General features: G+C 61.7%; 22 protein-coding genes. All 22 read left to right on the top strand.

The features are described from left to right. Positions 1–2 precede the first annotated feature (2 nt). The 22 genes from rpsH to ABVQ20_RS07875 all read left to right on the top strand — a co-directional run bounded on the left by rpsH (position 3) and on the right by ABVQ20_RS07875 (position 18,283). Positions 3–401: a 30S ribosomal protein S8 gene (gene rpsH / locus ABVQ20_RS07980; RefSeq protein WP_006205453.1), complete on the top strand. Its 399-nt coding sequence runs from the start codon at positions 3–5 to the stop codon at positions 399–401. Between the two features lie 89 nt (positions 402–490). Beyond that, positions 491–1,024: a 50S ribosomal protein L6 gene (gene rplF, locus ABVQ20_RS07975; RefSeq protein ID WP_227347675.1), complete on the top strand. Its 534-nt coding sequence runs from the start codon at positions 491–493 to the stop codon at positions 1,022–1,024. Positions 1,025–1,160: 136 nt separating this feature from the next. Further along, positions 1,161–1,520, top strand: a complete 360-nt coding sequence (gene rplR / locus ABVQ20_RS07970) for a 50S ribosomal protein L18 (protein ID WP_227347674.1) — start codon at positions 1,161–1,163, stop codon at positions 1,518–1,520. Between the two features lie 155 nt (positions 1,521–1,675). Next, on the top strand, positions 1,676–2,239 hold the full coding sequence (rpsE, locus tag ABVQ20_RS07965; protein ID WP_006333394.1) for a 30S ribosomal protein S5: 564 nt from the start codon (positions 1,676–1,678) through the stop codon (positions 2,237–2,239). 24 nt (positions 2,240–2,263) lie between these two features. Next, entirely contained in the window at positions 2,264–2,461 is a 198-nt protein-coding gene (gene rpmD / locus ABVQ20_RS07960) for a 50S ribosomal protein L30 (protein ID WP_006205449.1), read from the top strand. A 22-nt stretch (positions 2,462–2,483) separates the two neighbouring features. Beyond that, positions 2,484–2,957: a 50S ribosomal protein L15 gene (gene rplO / locus ABVQ20_RS07955; protein ID WP_354458990.1), complete on the top strand. Its 474-nt coding sequence runs from the start codon at positions 2,484–2,486 to the stop codon at positions 2,955–2,957. 190 nt (positions 2,958–3,147) lie between these two features. Further along, a complete protein-coding gene (gene secY / locus ABVQ20_RS07950; RefSeq protein ID WP_354458989.1) occupies positions 3,148–4,488 on the top strand; it encodes a preprotein translocase subunit SecY in 1,341 nt (446 codons plus the stop codon). Further along, positions 4,485–5,093 (top strand): adenylate kinase, encoded by a 609-nt coding sequence (locus tag ABVQ20_RS07945; RefSeq protein WP_354458988.1) that lies wholly within the window; start codon positions 4,485–4,487, stop codon positions 5,091–5,093. Before secY ends, ABVQ20_RS07945 begins: the two co-directional genes overlap by 4 nt. Positions 5,094–5,282: 189 nt before the next feature. After that, positions 5,283–5,651: a 30S ribosomal protein S13 gene (gene rpsM / locus ABVQ20_RS07940; RefSeq protein WP_006205445.1), complete on the top strand. Its 369-nt coding sequence runs from the start codon at positions 5,283–5,285 to the stop codon at positions 5,649–5,651. Between the two features lie 139 nt (positions 5,652–5,790). Then, the gene (rpsK, locus tag ABVQ20_RS07935; RefSeq protein ID WP_006205444.1) at positions 5,791–6,180 is read left to right on the top strand and encodes a 30S ribosomal protein S11; all 390 of its coding nucleotides are present in this window, start codon (positions 5,791–5,793) and stop codon (positions 6,178–6,180) included. 101 nt (positions 6,181–6,281) lie between these two features. Further along, positions 6,282–7,292 (top strand): DNA-directed RNA polymerase subunit alpha, encoded by a 1,011-nt coding sequence (locus ABVQ20_RS07930; RefSeq protein WP_013531438.1) that lies wholly within the window; start codon positions 6,282–6,284, stop codon positions 7,290–7,292. Positions 7,293–7,396: 104 nt separating this feature from the next. Then, a complete protein-coding gene (rplQ, locus tag ABVQ20_RS07925; protein WP_354458987.1) occupies positions 7,397–7,825 on the top strand; it encodes a 50S ribosomal protein L17 in 429 nt (142 codons plus the stop codon). Between the two features lie 200 nt (positions 7,826–8,025). Continuing rightward, positions 8,026–9,513 carry a DegQ family serine endoprotease gene (locus tag ABVQ20_RS07920; protein ID WP_354458986.1) on the top strand — a complete coding sequence of 496 codons (1,488 nt, stop codon included), beginning with the start codon at positions 8,026–8,028 and terminating at the stop codon, positions 9,511–9,513. A 51-nt stretch (positions 9,514–9,564) separates the two neighbouring features. Then, positions 9,565–10,875, top strand: a complete 1,311-nt coding sequence (locus ABVQ20_RS07915) for a replication-associated recombination protein A (RefSeq protein WP_354458985.1) — start codon at positions 9,565–9,567, stop codon at positions 10,873–10,875. A gap of 2 nt (positions 10,876–10,877) precedes the next feature. Continuing rightward, positions 10,878–11,552, top strand: coding sequence for a DUF930 domain-containing protein (locus tag ABVQ20_RS07910; protein WP_354458984.1), 675 nt, complete (start codon positions 10,878–10,880; stop codon positions 11,550–11,552). Between the two features lie 162 nt (positions 11,553–11,714). Then, positions 11,715–12,545: an aspartyl/asparaginyl beta-hydroxylase domain-containing protein gene (locus tag ABVQ20_RS07905; protein WP_354458983.1), complete on the top strand. Its 831-nt coding sequence runs from the start codon at positions 11,715–11,717 to the stop codon at positions 12,543–12,545. A gap of 170 nt (positions 12,546–12,715) precedes the next feature. After that, complete coding sequence (locus ABVQ20_RS07900) at positions 12,716–13,684, top strand: helix-turn-helix domain-containing protein (RefSeq protein WP_354458982.1); 969 nt, start codon at positions 12,716–12,718, stop codon at positions 13,682–13,684. Between the two features lie 141 nt (positions 13,685–13,825). Further along, positions 13,826–15,343 carry an aldehyde dehydrogenase gene (gene adh, locus ABVQ20_RS07895; RefSeq protein WP_354458981.1) on the top strand — a complete coding sequence of 506 codons (1,518 nt, stop codon included), beginning with the start codon at positions 13,826–13,828 and terminating at the stop codon, positions 15,341–15,343. 117 nt (positions 15,344–15,460) lie between these two features. Next, positions 15,461–15,817, top strand: a complete 357-nt coding sequence (locus ABVQ20_RS07890) for a DUF779 domain-containing protein (protein WP_354458980.1) — start codon at positions 15,461–15,463, stop codon at positions 15,815–15,817. A 51-nt stretch (positions 15,818–15,868) separates the two neighbouring features. Then, on the top strand, positions 15,869–16,243 hold the full coding sequence (gene crcB, locus ABVQ20_RS07885; protein ID WP_354458979.1) for a fluoride efflux transporter CrcB: 375 nt from the start codon (positions 15,869–15,871) through the stop codon (positions 16,241–16,243). A gap of 139 nt (positions 16,244–16,382) precedes the next feature. Next, on the top strand, positions 16,383–17,363 hold the full coding sequence (locus ABVQ20_RS07880; RefSeq protein ID WP_354458978.1) for an RluA family pseudouridine synthase: 981 nt from the start codon (positions 16,383–16,385) through the stop codon (positions 17,361–17,363). A 47-nt stretch (positions 17,364–17,410) separates the two neighbouring features. Next, entirely contained in the window at positions 17,411–18,283 is an 873-nt protein-coding gene (locus ABVQ20_RS07875) for a DMT family transporter (RefSeq protein ID WP_354462141.1), read from the top strand. Positions 18,284–18,293 lie beyond the last annotated feature (10 nt).

The raw sequence follows: 18,293 nt of genomic DNA, 5'->3' as shown, positions 1-18,293 counted from the left end.
ACATGTCATTGAGCGATCCTCTCGGCGATATGCTGACCCGCATCCGCAACGCGTATGGCCGCAAGAAGTCGAGCGTGTCGACGCCGGCCTCGCGCCTGCGCACCCGCGTTCTCGACGTGCTGAAGGCGGAAGGCTATATCCGCGACTACAGCCAGACCGACTTCGACAACGGCAAGTCCGAAATCGAGATCGAGCTGAAGTATTTCGACGGCGCGCCCGTCGTGCGTGAAATTGCCCGTGTTTCGAAGCCGGGCCGCCGCGTCTATGTCTCGGCGAAGTCGATCCCGCACGTCGCCAACGGCCTCGGCATCGCCATCCTTTCGACACCGAAGGGCGTGATGGCCGACCATGAAGCACGCGAACAGAATGTCGGCGGCGAGATCCTCTGCCAGATCTTCTGATCTGGCAGCTCACCGCAAAGTGGAATCCGGTCTTCGGATCGTTCCCGAAGACAGAGACCTGAAACAAGAGAAGTGACGAGGACAACAAAATGTCTCGTATTGGAAAGAAACCCGTTTCGCTGCCGCAGGGCGTGACCGCGACCGTCAACGGCCAGACCGTGACGGCGAAGGGCCCCAAGGGTGAGCTGAAGTTCGTCGTGAACGACGAAGTGCTGGTCAAGATGGAAGGCAGCGAAATCGCTGTTCAGCCGCGCGACCAGACCAAGACCGCCCGCTCCAAGTGGGGCATGTCGCGCACGCAGATCGTCAACATCCTGCAGGGCGTCAAGGACGGTTTTGAGAAGAAGCTCGAGATCACCGGCGTTGGCTATCGCGCCGCACTCCAGGGCAAGAACCTGCAGTTGGCACTTGGCTTCAGCCACGACGTCGTCTACGAGACGCCGCAGGGCATCACCATCACCGTGCCGAAGCCGACTGAAATTACCATAGCCGGCATCGACAAGCAGCAGGTGGGCCAGGTTGCCGCTGAGATCCGCGAATATCGCGGCCCCGAGCCTTACAAGGGCAAAGGCGTCCGGTACGCTGGCGAGAAGATCGTCCGCAAGGAAGGCAAGAAGAAGTAGTGGCTTGGCCCCGAAAAGTTGCAGACTTTTCGGAAAGGACCAAGCCAAGAAACGTAACGCCGCGGGGAGCGGTCGCGGGAGGCGCTTTCGCCTACCGCATATGGCGGCCCCTGTTTTTTGAAGGCAAGGAACTATCATGGCTACCAAGGAATCCATCCAGCGCCGCGCGCAGCGCGTCCGCCGTCAGATCAAGAAGGTCGCCGGCGAGCGTCCGCGTCTGTCGGTACACCGCACGTCGAAGAACATCTACGTGCAGGTCATCGACGACGCCAAGGGCCACACCATCGCCGCCGCTTCGACGCTCGAGAAGGACCTCAAGGGTTCGCTCAAGACCGGCGCCGACACCGCGGCCGCTGCAGCGATCGGCAAGCTGATCGCCGAGCGCGCTTCGAAGGCCGGCGTCACGGAAGTCGTGTTCGACCGCGGCCCGTACATCTATCACGGCCGCGTCAAGGCGCTGGCCGAGGCTGCCCGTGAAGGCGGTCTTAGCTTCTAAGCATGATCCCAAACCGAAGGTCAGCACAGCAAAAAGTTGCAGACTTTTCGGATAGGATCATGCAAGGGACAAAATGATTTTCGCCCCCGGTGACCCAAAGAGGCACCGGATTATCATCATCAACCGTGCTTCCGGAAAAAAACAAGGAACAGGATATGGCACAAGAACGTAGGGATGGCGGCCGCGGCCGTGATCGCGAAGAGCGCGACGATGGCATGGTGGACAAGCTCGTCCACATCAACCGCGTCGCCAAGGTCGTCAAGGGCGGCCGTCGCTTTGGTTTTGCAGCACTCGTCGTCGTCGGCGACCAGAAGGGCCGCGTCGGCTTTGGTCACGGCAAGGCGCGCGAAGTGCCGGAAGCGATCCGCAAGGCAACTGAATCCGCCAAGCGCGACATGATTTTCGTGCCGCTGCGCTCGGGCCGCACGCTGCATCACGACGTCGAAGGCCGTTGGGGCGCTGGTCGCGTCCTGCTGCGCGCCGCCAAGCAGGGTACCGGCATCATCGCTGGTGGTCCGATGCGCGCCGTCTTCGAGACGCTCGGCATGCATGACGTGGTCGCCAAGTCGATGGGTTCGTCGAACCCTTACAACATGGTTCGCGCCACGTTCGACGCGCTGAAGAGCCAGATGCATCCCAAGGATGTGGCTGCTGCTCGTGGCATCAAGTATTCGACCCTTCAGGCCCGCCGCGGCACCGCCGTTGCGGCTGAAGAATAGTCGATCTGACCAGGGATTTTGACCATGGCCAAGAAAGCAACCAAGACCATCACCGTTGAGCAGATCGGTTCGCCGATCCGCCGTCCGAAGGAACAGCGCGCGACGCTGGTCGGGCTCGGCCTCAACAAGATGCACAAGCAGCGCACGCTGGAAGATACGCCTTCCGTGCGCGGCATGATCGCTGCCGTCCAGCATCTCGTCCGCGTCGTGGACGAGGGCTGAGCACAAGCGCAGGAGAACTCAGATGAAACTCAACGATCTGCGTGACAAGGACGGCGCGACGCATTCCAAGAAGCGTCTCGGCCGTGGCATTGGCTCCGGCTCCGGCAAGACCGGCGGCCGCGGCGTCAAGGGCCAGAAGGCGCGCTCCGGCGTCGCCATCAACGGCTTCGAGGGTGGCCAGATGCCGCTCTACCGGCGTCTGCCGAAGCGCGGCTTCAACAACATCTTCGCCAAGAGCTTCACGGTTGTGTCGCTGGCCCGCATCCAGGTCGCGATCGACGCCAAGAAGCTCGACACGAAGGAAACCGTGACGGCCGAAACGCTTGTCGCTGCCGGCGTCATTCGTCGCGTCAAGGACGGTGTGCGCATCCTGTCCGACGGCGAGATCAAGGCAAAGCTGACGTTTGACGTCGCCGGCGCCTCGAAGGCCGCGATCGAGAAGATCGAGAAGGCTGGCGGTTCGGTGAAGTTGCCCGAAAAGGCGGCTGCCGAGTAACAGCAATTTGAAGCGCGGTCGGCAAAGGTGGGATCCGTTTTTGCTTTCGATCGTGTTTTGATTTGGAATATGGCGGCCGCGTCAACGCGGCCGCTTGCATGTTTACAGTCCGGAGCTTATCTCGTGAGCTTCGGTGACACGCGCCGCCTGACCTGTGGGCCATGAAGCGTGACCAAGCGGAGAATCAGGCATGGCTTCGGCTGCTGAACAACTAGCCTCGAATCTGAATTTTTCGGCTTTCGCCAAGGCGGAGGACCTGAAGAAGCGCATCTGGTTCACCATCGGCGCGTTGCTCGTCTATCGACTCGGTACCTACATTCCGCTTCCAGGCATCAACCCGGATGCTTTTGCACAGGCCTTCACGCAGCAGAGCAAGGGCGTGCTCGGCATGTTCAACATGTTCGCCGGCGGCGCCGTCCAGCGCATGGCGATCTTTGCCCTCGGCATCATGCCCTACATCTCCGCCTCCATCATCATGCAGCTGATGACCTCGGTCATTCCGTCGCTGGAAGCGCTGAAGAAGGAAGGCGAGCAGGGCCGCAAGATCATCAACCAGTACACGCGCTACGGCACCGTGCTGCTGGCGCTGATCCAGGCCTATGGCATTTCCGTCGGGCTTGAGAACGGCAACGGCATCGTCAGCGATCCCGGCATGTTCTTCCGCATCTCGACCGTCGTCACGCTTGTCGGCGGCACCATGTTCCTGATGTGGCTCGGCGAGCAGATCACCGCGCGCGGCATCGGCAACGGCATTTCGCTGATCATCTTCTCCGGCATTGTCGCTGGCCTGCCGCATGCCATTTCTGGCACGCTCGAGCTTGGCCGCACCGGCGCGCTGTCGACCGGCCTCATCCTGGCGATCATCGTTCTGGCCATCGTCGTGATCGCGCTGATCGTCTTCTTCGAACGCGCCCAGCGTCGCTTGCTGATCCAGTATCCGAAGCGCCAGGTCGGCAACCGCATGTTCCAGGGCGACACTTCGCATCTGCCGCTCAAGCTCAACACGTCGGGCGTCATTCCGCCGATCTTCGCCTCGTCGCTGCTGTTGCTGCCGGCAACCGTCGCCGGCTTCTCGCAGGCGACCAACCTGCCGACCTGGGCCAGCACCATCCTGGCGTCGCTTGGCCATGGCCAGCCGCTGTACATGCTGTTCTATGCGGCGATGATCGTGTTCTTCGCCTTCTTCTACACCGCGATCGTCTTCAATCCGAAGGACACGGCCGACCAGCTCAAGAAGCATTCCGGCTTCATTCCGGGCTATCGTCCGGGCGAGCGCACGGCCGATTACATCGACTACGTTCTCACCCGCATCACTGTCGTCGGCGCCATCTACCTGGTGCTGGTGTGTCTGCTGCCCGAGTTCTTGATTTCCGCGACTGGCGTACCATTCTACCTCGGTGGCACATCGCTTCTGATCGTGGTCAGTGTAACGCTCGACACGGTGGCGCAGATTCAGGGTCACCTGATCGCGCACCAATATGAGGGCCTGATCAAGAAGTCGAAGCTGCGCGGGGGGAAGAAGGGCAGATGAGGTTGATATTGCTTGGGCCGCCGGGGGCGGGCAAGGGGACGCAAGCACAAAGACTGGTAGAGAAACACGGCATACCCCAACTATCCACGGGGGACATGCTGCGGGCTGCCGTCCAGGCCGGCACGGAAGTTGGCAAGCGCGCCAAGGCGGTGATGGATGCCGGCGAGCTGGTGTCAGACGCGATCGTCAACGCCATTGTCGCCGAGCGAATCGATCAGGCTGATTGCGCCAGGGGATTCATTCTCGACGGATATCCGCGCACGCTGGTGCAGGCCGATGCCGTTGAGGCAATGCTTTCGGAACGCGGCTTGAGCCTCGATACCGTTATTGAGCTCGTTGTCGACGATAGGGCCTTGGTTGGCCGTATCGTCAAGCGTGCCGATGACGCCAAGGCTGCTGGCCAGCCTGTGCGCAAGGATGACAATCCCGCTGTTTTCGAGGAACGTCTGCGCGAGTACTACAAGAAGACCGCCCCGCTGATCGGCTACTATTACGCCAAGGGCAAGCTCAGGGGCGTCGACGGGATGGCGGGCATCGATACGGTCACCAGAGAGATCGAGGCGGTGCTCGCTGCGACGACTCAAGGGGCAGTGCCGGTAAATTAACGATTGTGCTTGACTGGAGCGGTTCGCTGCGCTATGGCGGCCCGTCTCCTATCAGGCATGGGCTTTGCTTGTCCGCAAGGGCAAGGCAGCCGCTTTGAACTGGAGACTCCCGCAGGGGCCGGCCTCCACCGGACGCGGGGTAATCTGAACAGCGCCGGTTTGTCCGGCCCACATGGAGAAGAGAAGAAGATGGCTCGTATAGCCGGCGTCAACATTCCGACCAACAAGCGCGTCGTTATCGCGCTTCAGTACATTCACGGCATTGGCAAGAAGTTCGCCCAGGAGATCGTCGACAAGGTCGGCATCCCGGCCGAGCGTCGCGTCAACCAGTTGACCGACGCGGAAGTGCTGCAGATCCGTGAGACGATCGACCGCGACTATCAGGTCGAAGGCGATTTGCGCCGTGAAGTGTCGATGAACATCAAGCGGCTCATGGACCTCGGTTGCTACCGCGGCCTGCGTCACCGCCGCTCGCTTCCGGTTCGCGGCCAGCGCACGCATACCAATGCGCGCACTCGCAAGGGCCCGGCCAAGTCGATCGCCGGCAAGAAGAAGTAATTTAGGGCAGTAAGGGAGTAGGGCAGTAAGGCAATAGGATCGGCAGGCGTACTGCCCTACTGCCATATTCTCCTACTGCCTTCTCCCTGGTGGAGCCGCTGGCATTACGGCGGTGTAGAGATCAACTGAAAGGAATACCATGGCCAAGGAAGCCGCACGTGTTCGCCGTCGCGAACGCAAGAACATTTCTTCGGGCGTTGCCCACGTCAATTCGACCTTCAACAACACGATGATCACCATCACCGACGCGCAGGGCAATTCGATTGCCTGGTCGTCGGCCGGTGCCCAGGGCTTCAAGGGTTCGCGCAAGTCGACCCCGTTCGCTGCCCAGATGGCTGCCGAGGATGTCGCCAAGAAGGCCCAGGAACATGGCATGCGCATGCTTGAGGTCGAGGTCTGCGGACCCGGCTCCGGTCGTGAATCGGCACTGCGCGCCCTGCAGGCAGCCGGCTTCACCATCACCTCGATCCGTGATGTGACGCCGATCCCGCACAATGGCTGCCGCCCGCGCAAGAAGCGTCGCGTCTAACAAATATCGAACGCCGCGCGAGCGCCGAAAGGCGTTCCTCCGTGGTTTTCCAGGTCGCCCGCCACGATTGGATGGTGGCGGGTCAACGGAAGGAAAGCATCATGATCCAGAAAAATTGGCAGGAACTGATCAAGCCGAACAAGATCGAGTTCTCGTCGAAGAAGAAGACGCTGACCACGCTGGTCGCCGAGCCGCTCGAGCGCGGCTTTGGCCTCACGCTCGGCAACGCCCTGCGCCGTGTTCTCCTGTCTTCGCTTCGCGGTGCGGCCGTCACCGCCGTGCAGATCGACGGCGTTCTGCATGAATTCTCGTCCATCGCCGGTGTTCGCGAAGACGTGACGGACATTGTCTTGAACATCAAGGAAATTGCCATCCGCATGGAAGGCGATGGCCCCAAGCGCATGGTTGTGCGCAAGCAGGGTCCGGGCGCGGTTCTGGCTGGCGATATCCAGACGGTTGGCGACGTCGAGATCCTGAACCCCGACCACGTCATCTGCACGCTGGACGAAGGCGCTGAAATCCGCATGGAATTCACCGTCGACACCGGCAAGGGCTATGTGCCTGCCGACCGCAACCGCGCCGAAGATGCACCGATCGGGCTCATCCCCGTCGACAGCCTCTACTCGCCGGTCAAGAAGGTCTCCTACAAGGTCGAAAACACCCGCGAGGGCCAGGTTCTCGACTATGACAAGCTGACCATGACGATCGAGACCGACGGTTCGATCACTGGTGAGGACGCGGTGGCTTTCGCTGCTCGCATCCTGCAGGACCAGCTCGGCCTCTTCGTCAACTTCGACGAGCCGCAGAAGGAAGTCGCGGCGGAAGCCGTCACCGAGCTCGCCTTCAACCCGGCGCTGCTCAAGAAGGTCGACGAGCTCGAGCTTTCGGTGCGTTCGGCCAACTGCCTGAAGAACGACAACATCGTCTATATCGGCGACCTGATCCAGAAGACCGAAGCCGAGATGCTCCGCACCCCGAACTTCGGCCGCAAGTCGCTGAACGAGATCAAGGAAGTCCTGGCAGCGATGGGCCTGCACCTCGGCATGGAAGTGCCGGACTGGCCGCCGGAAAACATCGAAGACCTCGCCAAACGTTACGAAGATCAATATTGAGCATGAATTCCAAGGATCGGCGGCGTGGGCCGCTCGATCCGCCGGTCATGCGGAAAACCATCAGGGGCCGCGGCCTCTTGAACAACTGAAGAAGGAAAAGAGCCATGCGCCACGGTTTCAAAGGCCGTCGCTTCGCCCGAAGCATTAGCCATCGCAAGTCGATGTTCGCCAACCTCGCCGTGTCGCTGCTCGAGCATGAGCAGATCGTCACAACCTTGCCGAAGGCGAAGGACCTGCGTCCCATCGTCGAGAAGCTGGTGACGCTCGGCAAGCGCGGCGACCTGCACGCCCGCCGCCAGGTCATTGCCCAGATCGGCAATGAAGGCGTCGTCAAGCGTCTGTTCGACACCATTGCCCCGCGCTACGCCACCCGCAACGGCGGCTACCTGCGCATCATGAAGGCGGGCTTCCGCCACGGCGACAACGCCGCGATGGCGGTCATCGAGTTCGTCGATCGCGACACCTCGGCCAAGGGCGCCGCAGACCGCGCCCGTATCGAAGCCGAAGGCAATGAGGAAGCCGAAGCCGCATAAGCTTCAGCTTTTCGCCAGAAACTTTAAGGGGCCTACGGGCCCCTTTTGTCGTAAGGAAGGAATGGTAAGTAGCGCCAGAGTTTGTTTTGTGCCCATTTTCAATGGAACTCGCATAAAGCAGCCAACTTTCAGCGCCTTAGCCTTTCATTTTGCACAATCGTCGGGACAATGGCGCCCGAACTCGCCTTGGAGGATTCGCAATGCGCGCCAAAAGACTGCCTCTTGTTCTACTCTTCGCCATAATGGCGTTTGCAGTCGTGCCGGCGGTCAGACAGGCATTGGCGGAAGAGGCCAAGACCGACCCCGGCCTGTCCGACGTGCTCACCGATCTTCTCCATGGCGTCGAGGGTAAGAACGGCAATGCCAGTGACAACAAGCGCGTGCCGTTCGGTCGCGACGAAGTGCAGCTGTCCTTCGCGCCGCTGGTCAAGCAGACCGCGCCGGCCGTGGTCAACGTCTATGCCTCGCAAACGGCCAAGGTCACGTCGCCTTTTGACGGCGATCCATTCTTCGAGGAGTTCTTCGGCCGCTCTCAGCCCCGCGCGCAGTCCTCGCTGGGCTCCGGCGTCCTTGTCGATCCGACCGGGGTCGTGGTCACCAATTTCCACGTCATCAAGGGTGCCGATGAGGTCAAGGTCGCAACATCGGACGGTCGCGAATTCACCAGCAAGGTGCTGCTGAAGGACGAGACGCTCGACCTTGCCGTGCTCAAGATCGAGTCCGACAAGCCGTTTCCGGTCATCGCCATCGGCGATTCCGATGCGCTTGAGGTCGGCGATCTGGTGCTGGCGATCGGCAATCCCTTTGGCGTCGGCCAGACCACCACCAGCGGCATCGTTTCAGCGCTTGCCCGCAGCCACATCGGCGTTTCCGACTCGAGCTTCTTCATCCAGACGGATGCCGCCATCAACCCCGGCAATTCCGGCGGCGCGCTGATCAACATGGGCGGCCAGTTGATCGGCATCAACACCGCGATCTACAGCCGCAGCGGCGGCTCCATCGGCATCGGGTTTGCCATTCCCTCCAACATGGTGCGGGCCTTCGCCGAAGCGGCAAAGGCTGGCCGTGACTTCTTCGAGCGCCCCTATGTTGGCGCCGAGTTCGAGGCGGTGACCCCGCAGATCGCCGAGTCGCTCGCCATGGACAAGCCGACCGGGGCACTGGTGTCTTCGGTGGAAGAGGCAAGTCCGGCGGCAAAGGCAGGACTGAAGCCGGGTGACGTGGTGTTGGCGCTCAATGGCACGCCGGTCGAGAGCATCGAGGCGCTGGATTACCGCATGGCGACACTGTCGATCGGCACCAACGCGAATTTCACCATCCTGAGCAAGGGTAAGCAGGCGTCGATGGACATCGCGCTGGAGCGGGCTCCGGAAGGCGCGAAAGCTCCGGAACTTACCTTGCGGGGTCGCAGCCCGTTTTCCGGCGCCAAAGTCGCGGAATTGTCGCCACGGCTTGCCCAGCGCCTTGGTTTGCGCACCGACATCAAGGGCGTGACCGTGACCGACATCAACCGCGATTCGCCCGCCGCCGATTTTGGCTTCCAGTCCGGCGATATCATCCGCGAGGTGAATGGCACGACCATCGACACCGCCGCGACGCTGGAGCAGGCGACCAAGCAGGACACGCGCTGGTGGCGCTTTACCGTCGAGCGCGGCGGGCAGATACTGCGCCAGGTATTGCGTTATTAGAGCACGGCCCCGGACATTGCGGGGAAGCATGCTCCAACCATAAAGAAGTGCATGGCCGATCTGTTCAGCGTCGACGAACCGGAAAGGGCGCCGCCCGGGCGGCCGCTGGCTGACAGGCTGCGGCCGAAGAATCTCGGTGAGGTCGTCGGCCAGGAACATCTGACCGGCCCAGACGGCGCGCTCACTCGGCTGATAGGCTCCGGCTCGTTGGGCTCTATGATCTTCTGGGGCCCACCAGGTACCGGCAAGACCACGGTTGCGCGACTGCTCGCGGGTGAAACCAGCCTCGCGTTCGAGCAGATATCGGCTGTCTTTTCCGGCGTTGCCGACCTGAAGAAGGTGTTCGAAGGCGCAAAGCTGCGTCGTGCCAATGGCCGCCAGACGCTGCTTTTCGTCGACGAGATCCATCGCTTCAACCGCGCCCAGCAGGACGGGTTCCTGCCGGTGATGGAGGACGGCACCGTCGTTCTGGTCGGGGCCACCACCGAGAATCCATCCTTCGAGCTGAATGCCGCGCTTTTGTCGCGCGCGCGCGTTCTGGTCTTCCATTCGCTCGGCGAGGAAAGCATCGCCAAGCTGATGGCGCGAGCTGAGGAAACCGAGGGCAGGGCGCTGCCGCTCGATGACGAGGCGAGGGCGATGCTCATCCGCATGAGCGATGGTGACGGCCGCGCGTCGCTGACGCTCGCCGAAGAGGTCTGGCGAGCCGCCAAGCCGGGCGAAGTCTTCAGCCCGGATGGGCTGCAACGCATCGTCCAGCGCCGCGCGCCGATTTACGACAAGGGCCAGGACGGCCATTACAATCTGATCTCGGCGCTGCACAAATCAGTGCGCGGCTCGGACCCCGATGCGGCGCTCTATTACCTTGCACGCATGTTCGATGCCGGCGAGGACCCGCTCTATCTCGGCCGCCGGCTTGTGCGCATGGCGATGGAGGATATCGGCTTGGCCGACCCGCAGGCGCTGGTCGTCGCCAACGCCGCCAAGGATGCCTACGACTATCTGGGTTCGCCCGAGGGTGAGCTCGCCTTTGCCGAAGCCACCGTCTATCTCGCCACCGCGCCCAAATCCAATGCCGTCTACACCGCATTCAAGGCGGCCACGCGCGCCGCGAAGGAACACGGCTCGCTGCTGCCGCCGAAACACATCCTCAACGCGCCGACCAAGCTGATGAAAGCGGAGGATTACGGCACCGGTTACCGGTACGACCATGACGAGCCCGATGCCTTTTCCGGCCAGGACTATTTTCCGGAAAAGATGGGCCGCCAGACCTTTTACGATCCGCCGGAGCGTGGTTTCGAACGCGATATTCGCAAGCGGCTGGACTATTGGTCGAAGCTGCGAAGCGAGCGGGAAAAGTAGGCTTGCGCAGCCCGGCGGCCCTCTCGTTTCGCGGCCAGACATCGCCTTGGGGTGTTCCCGCCTCGGTCATCCTCCACACTCTGTTGATCGCTGCGCTGGCAGTGATGCCGGCGCCGAAACGGCCGAAACGGCCGCAGGAAGACTCGGTGTCGGTGGAGATCCTGACATCACGGCAGTTCGATGCAGCAACAGCCCCGCCACCCGCGCAGCCGGTATCCCAAGCGCCGGCGGCAGTGCCGCCTTCTTCCGACGCCGCCTTGGTCGCCAAACCTCAATCGCCCATTGCGACAGGCATGATTCGTCCAACACAAATGCTGTCGGCAAGGACCTTGGCCGACCCGCGCAGCAGGCAGGCGCGCGCCGATCTCAAGACATTCGCTGCCGACGAGCGCATGGTGCAGCTTTGCAATCTCGAGGCGATGGACCAGATCCGCCAGTGGCGGGCTGATTTCCAGCCGGAGCGGATGGTGCCCTATGCGACGGCTGAAGAAAAGGTCGCTGGCACGACGATCGCCGCTGATGGTGCGGCTTTCCGCAGCCGCAAAAACTGGTACAGTCTGAAGTTCAAATGCCAGCTCGCGCAGGACGGCGAAAGCGTCATCGGCTTTGAGTTCCTGGTCGGCGATCCCGTGGCCAGGGATAAATGGGACGAGCTTGGCTTGCCGGCGGTGCATTGACCGAAATCCGGCGAGCTCCACCAGGCAGCCGCCGGGCCACAATGCCGTGGCCGTTGTGCGGCGACCCAAAAAACCTTATCAAGGCGCACGGCCGGGCGGTGGTCGTTGCCGTGATTTTGGCACACCTCATTCGCAACAGGATCGCGCTCCGCGCGTGGAAAAATGACAAAAACCCTTCGGAAATCCCTTCGTAAATTCGCCATTGCCATCCCGCTTCTCGCCCTTGGCTTCTATTTCATTCCAATCCTGACGACGGTTTTCATCGTTCTCGGCCTCATCGATGTGCTGCGCAATGACCGCAAGGATCTGTCGCTGTTCAGCGGCTATTTCCTGGGCAACGGTATCTTCACCTGGCTGCTCTCGCCGTTCAATCTGCTGGTCGACCTCCTGTGCTACAGAAATCCGGGCGTCTGGAAGCTGGAGCAGTTTCCCGCAGACTATCAGCGCGAGGTCAACGAAGTCCTGGACATCTTCAAGGAGCGCAAGGACGAGATCATTGCCGACATCGACGCCAATTTCGGCGCCGGCCGGCGCGGCATGTATGTCTACCAATGGTACGGCAAGCACAAAATCGACAATGTCGCCGAATTCAACAAGGATTTCAAATACATCAAGACCATTGCCGTTTCCGTTTTCAGCAAGCGCGAATCGACGTCCTGGCACTTCGGGCCACTGCGGCTCAGCCTGCGCATTCTCTACAATCTCGTTCCGGTGAAATCGGAAATCTTCGTCGAATGCGGCAACGTCAAGAACTACTGGTACGACAATCCGCTGTTCATCTTCGACGACACGCTGCTGCATCGCTCGGTCAACGAGTATGACGGACGCCGCTACTGCGTGTTCATGGACATCATCAGGCCGTCCCCGGTCCCCAGGCTTATCGCGGGCATGCTGGCGGTTGTGTCGGTCAGCGTCGAGCGCATCAACTCGATGTTCTACAAGAACTGGAAGATGATCGGTTCGAGCAAGCCGAAGAAGGTTGGAACGACGTGAGCCCTGCGCGGCCTTCCAGGATGCCGGGGAGCGGGCGCGTTCTGGCCCGCTCTTGGACCATCGTCCTATAGCGGCATCGGTCAGTGATCCTCTAGAACTCGACTGACGGATATGTTTTCGCAGATATAACGATGCGGAAATGGGCGCGGTATTCACCTTGGGAGGATAAGGTGAACGGACAGTCAACCAGTCATCACGCGGATGTCGTTCAGGCAGCCATAGCCACGAGCGATGCGGCGCGCTCGGCATTGGTCGCTTCCTGGCGGCGTTCTTTGTCATTGCACGGTCTCGATCCGGCCGAGCGCAAAGCGCCGCGACGCCTGACCCAAGGCGAGCTGAGCGAGGCCCGGCAACGCATAGAGCCATTGCTGCGCGCCGCCGATGCGAGCCTCGATCGCCTATATCTGGCCGTCGGCGGCATCGGTTGCTGCGTGCTTCTGGCTGACCGCGAAGGTATCCCGGTCGAACGCCGCGGCGCTGTCGCTGACGATGACACATTCGACGAATGGGGCCTGTGGACGGGCACCGTATGGAGTGAGGACTCCGAAGGCACCAACGGCATCGGCACATGCCTGGCCGACCAGCGTGCGCTCACCATTCATCGTGACCAGCACTTCTTCTCACGCAACACGCTGCTCAGTTGCACCACCGCGCCGATCTACGATCATGAAGGCAATCTGGCGGCGGCGCTCGATGTCTCGTCATGCCGGTCGGACCTGACCGAGGGTTTCGTCAATTTGATCGCCATGGCGGTAGGCGATGCGGCGCGTCGCATCGAGGCAGAGAATTTCCGCCTGGCGTTTTCCAACGCCCGCATCTTGCTGGCGCCGGTAGCCGAGCGCAGCGCCGGTGCAATGATCGCAGTCGATGCTGACGACCTGGTGGTCGGGGCAACGCGGTCAGCGCGCCTTGCGCTGGGTATTACCCAACAGATATTGGCCAAGGGACTGCCGGCCGCCGACATCCTTGGCGGCACGGCCAAGGCTGCCGAGGATCTGGACGAGGCCGAGCGCGGCGTTGTGCAGCGTGCGATTGCGCGTGCCGACGGCAATGTTTCGGCTGCAGCCGCCAATCTTGGAATTTCGCGGGCGACCTTGCACCGCAAGCTCGCTCGTTTCGGCATTCGCCGTCCGCACTGAGCTTTCGGGCTCGCGGCTGTCGCAGATCTGCGACACTCGGCGCCGGCGAATGATGGGACCGGGCTGACAAACCCCACCCCATCCGCAACTCTTGCCAGCGACACGCCACATCACGTGGCGCTGCTTCTTGGGAGGAAGACGATGAACAAGGTGGAGTTTTCTCGCACGGCCAAGGTTCCCTTCGCCAAGCGCTACGACAATTACATCGGCGGCAAATGGGTCGCCCCGCTTTCCGGAAAATATTTTGACAACATATCGCCTGTCACCGGGCGCCCGCTCGGCGAAGTCGCTCGCTCCGACGGCCGGGATATCGAGGCGGCGCTTGATGCCGCGCACAAGGCCAAGGACGCCTGGGGCAAGACAAGTGCGGCCGCCCGTGCATTGATCCTCAACCGCATCGCCGACCGCATGGAGGACAATCTCGATCTTCTGGCGCTCGCCGAGACCTGGGACAACGGCAAGCCCATCCGCGAGACCACCGCCGCCGACCTGCCGCTGGCCATCGACCATTTTCGCTATTTCGCCGGTGCCGTACGCAGCCAGGAAGGTGGCATCTCCGAGATCGACCACGACACCGTCGCCTATCATTTCCATGAGCCGCTCGGCGTCGTCGGCCAGATCATTCCGTGGAATTTCCCGTTGCTCATGGCGGTATGGAAGCTGGCGCCGGCGCTTGCCGCCGGCAACTGCGTCGTCTTGAAGCCCGCCGAACAGACGCCCGCCACCATCATGCTATGGGCCGACCTGATCGGCGACCTGCTGCCCGACGGCGTGCTCAACATCGTCAACGGCTTCGGCCTTGAGGCCGGCAAGCCACTCGCTTCGTCGAACCGCATCGCCAAGATCGCCTTTACCGGCGAGACGACGACCGGCCGGCTGATCTCGCAATATGCCAGCCAGAACCTCATTCCCGTGACCCTCGAACTCGGCGGCAAGTCGCCCAACATCTTCTTCCAGGACGTGACCTCGGAAGATGACGACTTCTTCGACAAGGCGATCGAAGGCTTCGTCATGTTCGCGCTCAACCAGGGCGAGGTGTGCACATGTCCCAGCCGGGCGCTGGTGCATGAGAAGATCTATGACAAGTTCATGGAGCGCGCCCTGAGGCGCGTCGAGGCGATTGTGCAGGGCGATCCGCTCGATCCGGCGACGATGATTGGCGCCCAGGCGTCAAGCGAGCAGCTCGAAAAGATCCTGAGCTACTTCGACATTGGCCGCAAGGAAGGCGCCGAGGTGCTGACCGGCGGCGAGCAGAACCATCTGCCGGGCGATCTGGCCGGCGGCTACTACGTCAAGCCGACGGTGTTCAAGGGACACAACAAGATGCGTGTCTTCCAGGAGGAAATTTTTGGGCCGGTGGTTTCGGTCACGACCTTCAAGGACGACGACGAGGCACTGTCGATCGCCAATGACACGCTCTACGGTCTCGGCGCCGGAATCTGGAGCCGCGATGCGAACCGCTGCTACCGCTTCGGCCGCGCCATCCAGGCTGGCCGTGTGTGGACCAACTGTTACCACGCCTATCCGGCGCATGCGGCGTTCGGCGGCTACAAGCAGTCGGGCATCGGCCGCGAGAACCACAAGATGATGCTCGATCACTATCAGCAGACCAAGAACATGCTGGTCAGCTACAGCCCGAAGAAGCTTGGTTTCTTCTGATATCGCTCCCAGGGCTGCGCATGATCCTGGACTGGATATCCAAGGGGGGTCATGCGTATCCGCAAAGGGGCGCGGCCGTTCCGCCGCGCCCCGGCCGCTTGATGATGGAGGAATGCCGTGCTCGGCAAGGTCTCGCTAGGGAAAGTCTCGGCCACGCCGGAAGCCAGGACATTCCTGGCTGAAATCATCGCCGATCACGGTCCGGTTCTGTTTCATCAGTCAGGTGGCTGTTGTGACGGGTCTTCGCCGATGTGCTACCCGCAGGGTGATTTCATCGTCGGTGACAATGATGTCATGCTCGGCGAAATTGGCGATACGCCGGTGTATATCAGCGCCTCGCAATACGAGGTGTGGAAACACACCGATCTCATTATCGACGTGGTGCCGGGCAGGGGCGGCATGTTCTCGCTCGACAACGGCCGCGAGAGGCGGTTCCTGACGCGCTCCACTGTCTGTGCCGTGCCGCCGGCTTAGCCGTCCAGCCAAGGGATTGACCGGCTCGCGCACCCAAGGCAGTAAACGACGATGTTCAATCTTCTTCTCGTCGTCCTGGGCGGTGGCATTGGCGCCGGCATCCGTCACCTCACAAACATAGGCGCACTGCGCCTTGTCGGCCCGAATTTCCCTTGGGGCACGATGACCATCAACATCGTCGGCTCCTTCGCCATGGGGCTGTTCATCGCAATGCTGGTGCGGCGCGGCGGATCGAGCGAGCTCAGGCTGTTCGTGGCCACCGGCATCTTTGGCGGCTTCACCACGTTCTCGGCTTTTTCACTGGATTTCGCGACTTTGTGGGAGCGTGGATCGGCGCTGCCGGCCCTGGGTTACGCGCTTGCCAGCGTCATTGGGGCGATCATTGCATTGTTTCTGGGTCTTTGGCTCGCAAGAAGCCTGCCTTAGTGCTATTGCCGCGCTAATGGCGCCGCGCATCCCTCGGGACGCGCCGATGACGCTGTGGAAAATTTGATCTTGCGCACGATCCCCTTCGAAAACCGATTCCGTTTTCGTGTCATGCGCCTGAAACGGGTAAAGCGAGACTATGGCAGGCGTTGAACAGATTACAGTGGAGGCCGGCGAAGCGGGCATGCGGCTCGATCGCTGGTTCAAGACCCATTTTCCGGGCCTTGGCTTCGGGCACCTGCAAAAGCTGCTGCGCTCGGGCCAGATCCGCGTCGATGGCGGCCGGGTGAAAGCCGATACGCGCGTCGAGCCTGGCCAGATGGTCCGAGTTCCGCCACTCGAGGTGGACAAGAAAGGCGAAAGCGCTCTTACCGGCCACTCGATCCGCAACCAGGGCGATGCCGACGTTCTGGCAAAAATGCTGATCCATGAGGATCCAAAAGTCTTTGTGTTCAACAAGCCGGCAGGGCTGGCGGTGCAAGGCGGCTCCGGCGTCACCCGCAATGTCGATGACATGCTGGAAGCATGGCGCAACCAGAAAGGCGAGAAGCCGCGCCTTGTCCACCGGCTCGACCGCGATACTTCGGGCGTGCTGGTCGTTGCGCGCACCAGGCTTGCCGCGATGAAGCTCTCCGAGGCGTTCCGAGCCCGCGAAACCAAGAAGACCTATTGGGCGCTGGTCAAGGGCGTACCGCCCAAGCGCGAGGACAAGATCTCGACCTGGCTGATCAAGGAGCCGACGCCGGACGGTGACAGGGTTCGTGTCGCCAAGCATGGCGAAAAGGGCGCCGACCACGCCGTATCCTATTATCGCATCATCGAGCAGGCGGCGCAGGCGCTGACCTGGCTGGAAATGGAACCCTACACCGGCCGCACCCACCAGCTTCGCGTTCATGCCGCCTATATCGGCTGCCCGATTATCGGCGACCCGAAATATTTCGAGGCCGACACCAATTGGGATTTTCCAGGCGGCATCCAGAACCGCTTGCACTTGCACGCGCGCCGCATCGTCATCCCTCATCCCGACAAAGGTCTCATCGACGTCACCGCGCCGATGCCGCCGCACATGCGCCAGAGCTGGAACCTGATCGGCTTCGACGACGCCAGCGCGGAGGAGTGAGCTTGGGCGGCGCCACTGATACGCTCGACCGGCGCGACACGGTCGATATGGCCGCCGCGGCAATCATGGTCGGCCTGACTTTCTCCTGGGGCATGAACTACGTCGCCGCCAAGATTTCCTACGCCGGCTACGACCCGGTGTTCCTGTCGATCGCACGGTCGGTCATTGGCGGCCTGTGCGTCTTCTTCTGGTGCCGGTGGCGCGGCATACCACTGTTCACCCGCGACGGGACACTTCTGGCCGGCATCTCCGTCGGCGTGCTTTTCGGCGTCGAGTTCCTTTGCCTTTATGTCGGCCTGGAGCACACGACGGTCGCCCGCAACACGCTGCTGGTCAACACGATGCCGTTCTGGATGCTGCTCGGTGGCCACTTCCTGCTCGGCGAGCAGATAACGATGCGCAAATTCCTCGGCCTGCTGCTGGCCTTTGCCGGACTTGCCGCCGTGTTTTCCGACAAGCTTGGCGGCGGCGGGGACATGTTGTTCGGTGACCTCTTGAGCCTCGGCTCCGGATTCTTCTGGGCCTTGACCAACATCCTGATCAAGCGGTCGAAGCTGGTCGAGACGAGCGCCGAAAAACTGCTGCTCTACCAGCTTGCCGGGGCGGCAATTGTTGGCGTGATGGTGCTGCCGTTGGCAGGTTCGCCAATTCGCGCCCCCACTTTGCTGCCGACATTGGCCCTGCTTTTCCAGGCAATCTACATCGTCGCCTTCACTTACGTGCTCTGGTTCTGGCTGCTGCGACGCTACCCGGCGTCAGGCCTGTCGAGCTTTACCTTCCTGTCGCCGGTTTTCGGCGTGTTGTGCGGCGCCATGTTCTTGAATGAGCCGCTGACCGTGCGCATCTTCGTGGCGCTTGGCCTGATTGCCACCGGCCTGATCATCGTCAATCGGCCCCAGCGCAAGCTGACGCCGGTGTAAGAGAGACCTT

It is taken from the genome of Mesorhizobium shangrilense (genome assembly GCF_040537815.1).
GTDB classification, from domain to species: Bacteria; Pseudomonadota; Alphaproteobacteria; order Rhizobiales; family Rhizobiaceae; genus Mesorhizobium; species Mesorhizobium shangrilense.
The sequence above is the reverse complement of the archived record's forward strand: the minus strand, read 5'-3'. Positions and strand labels throughout refer to the sequence as shown.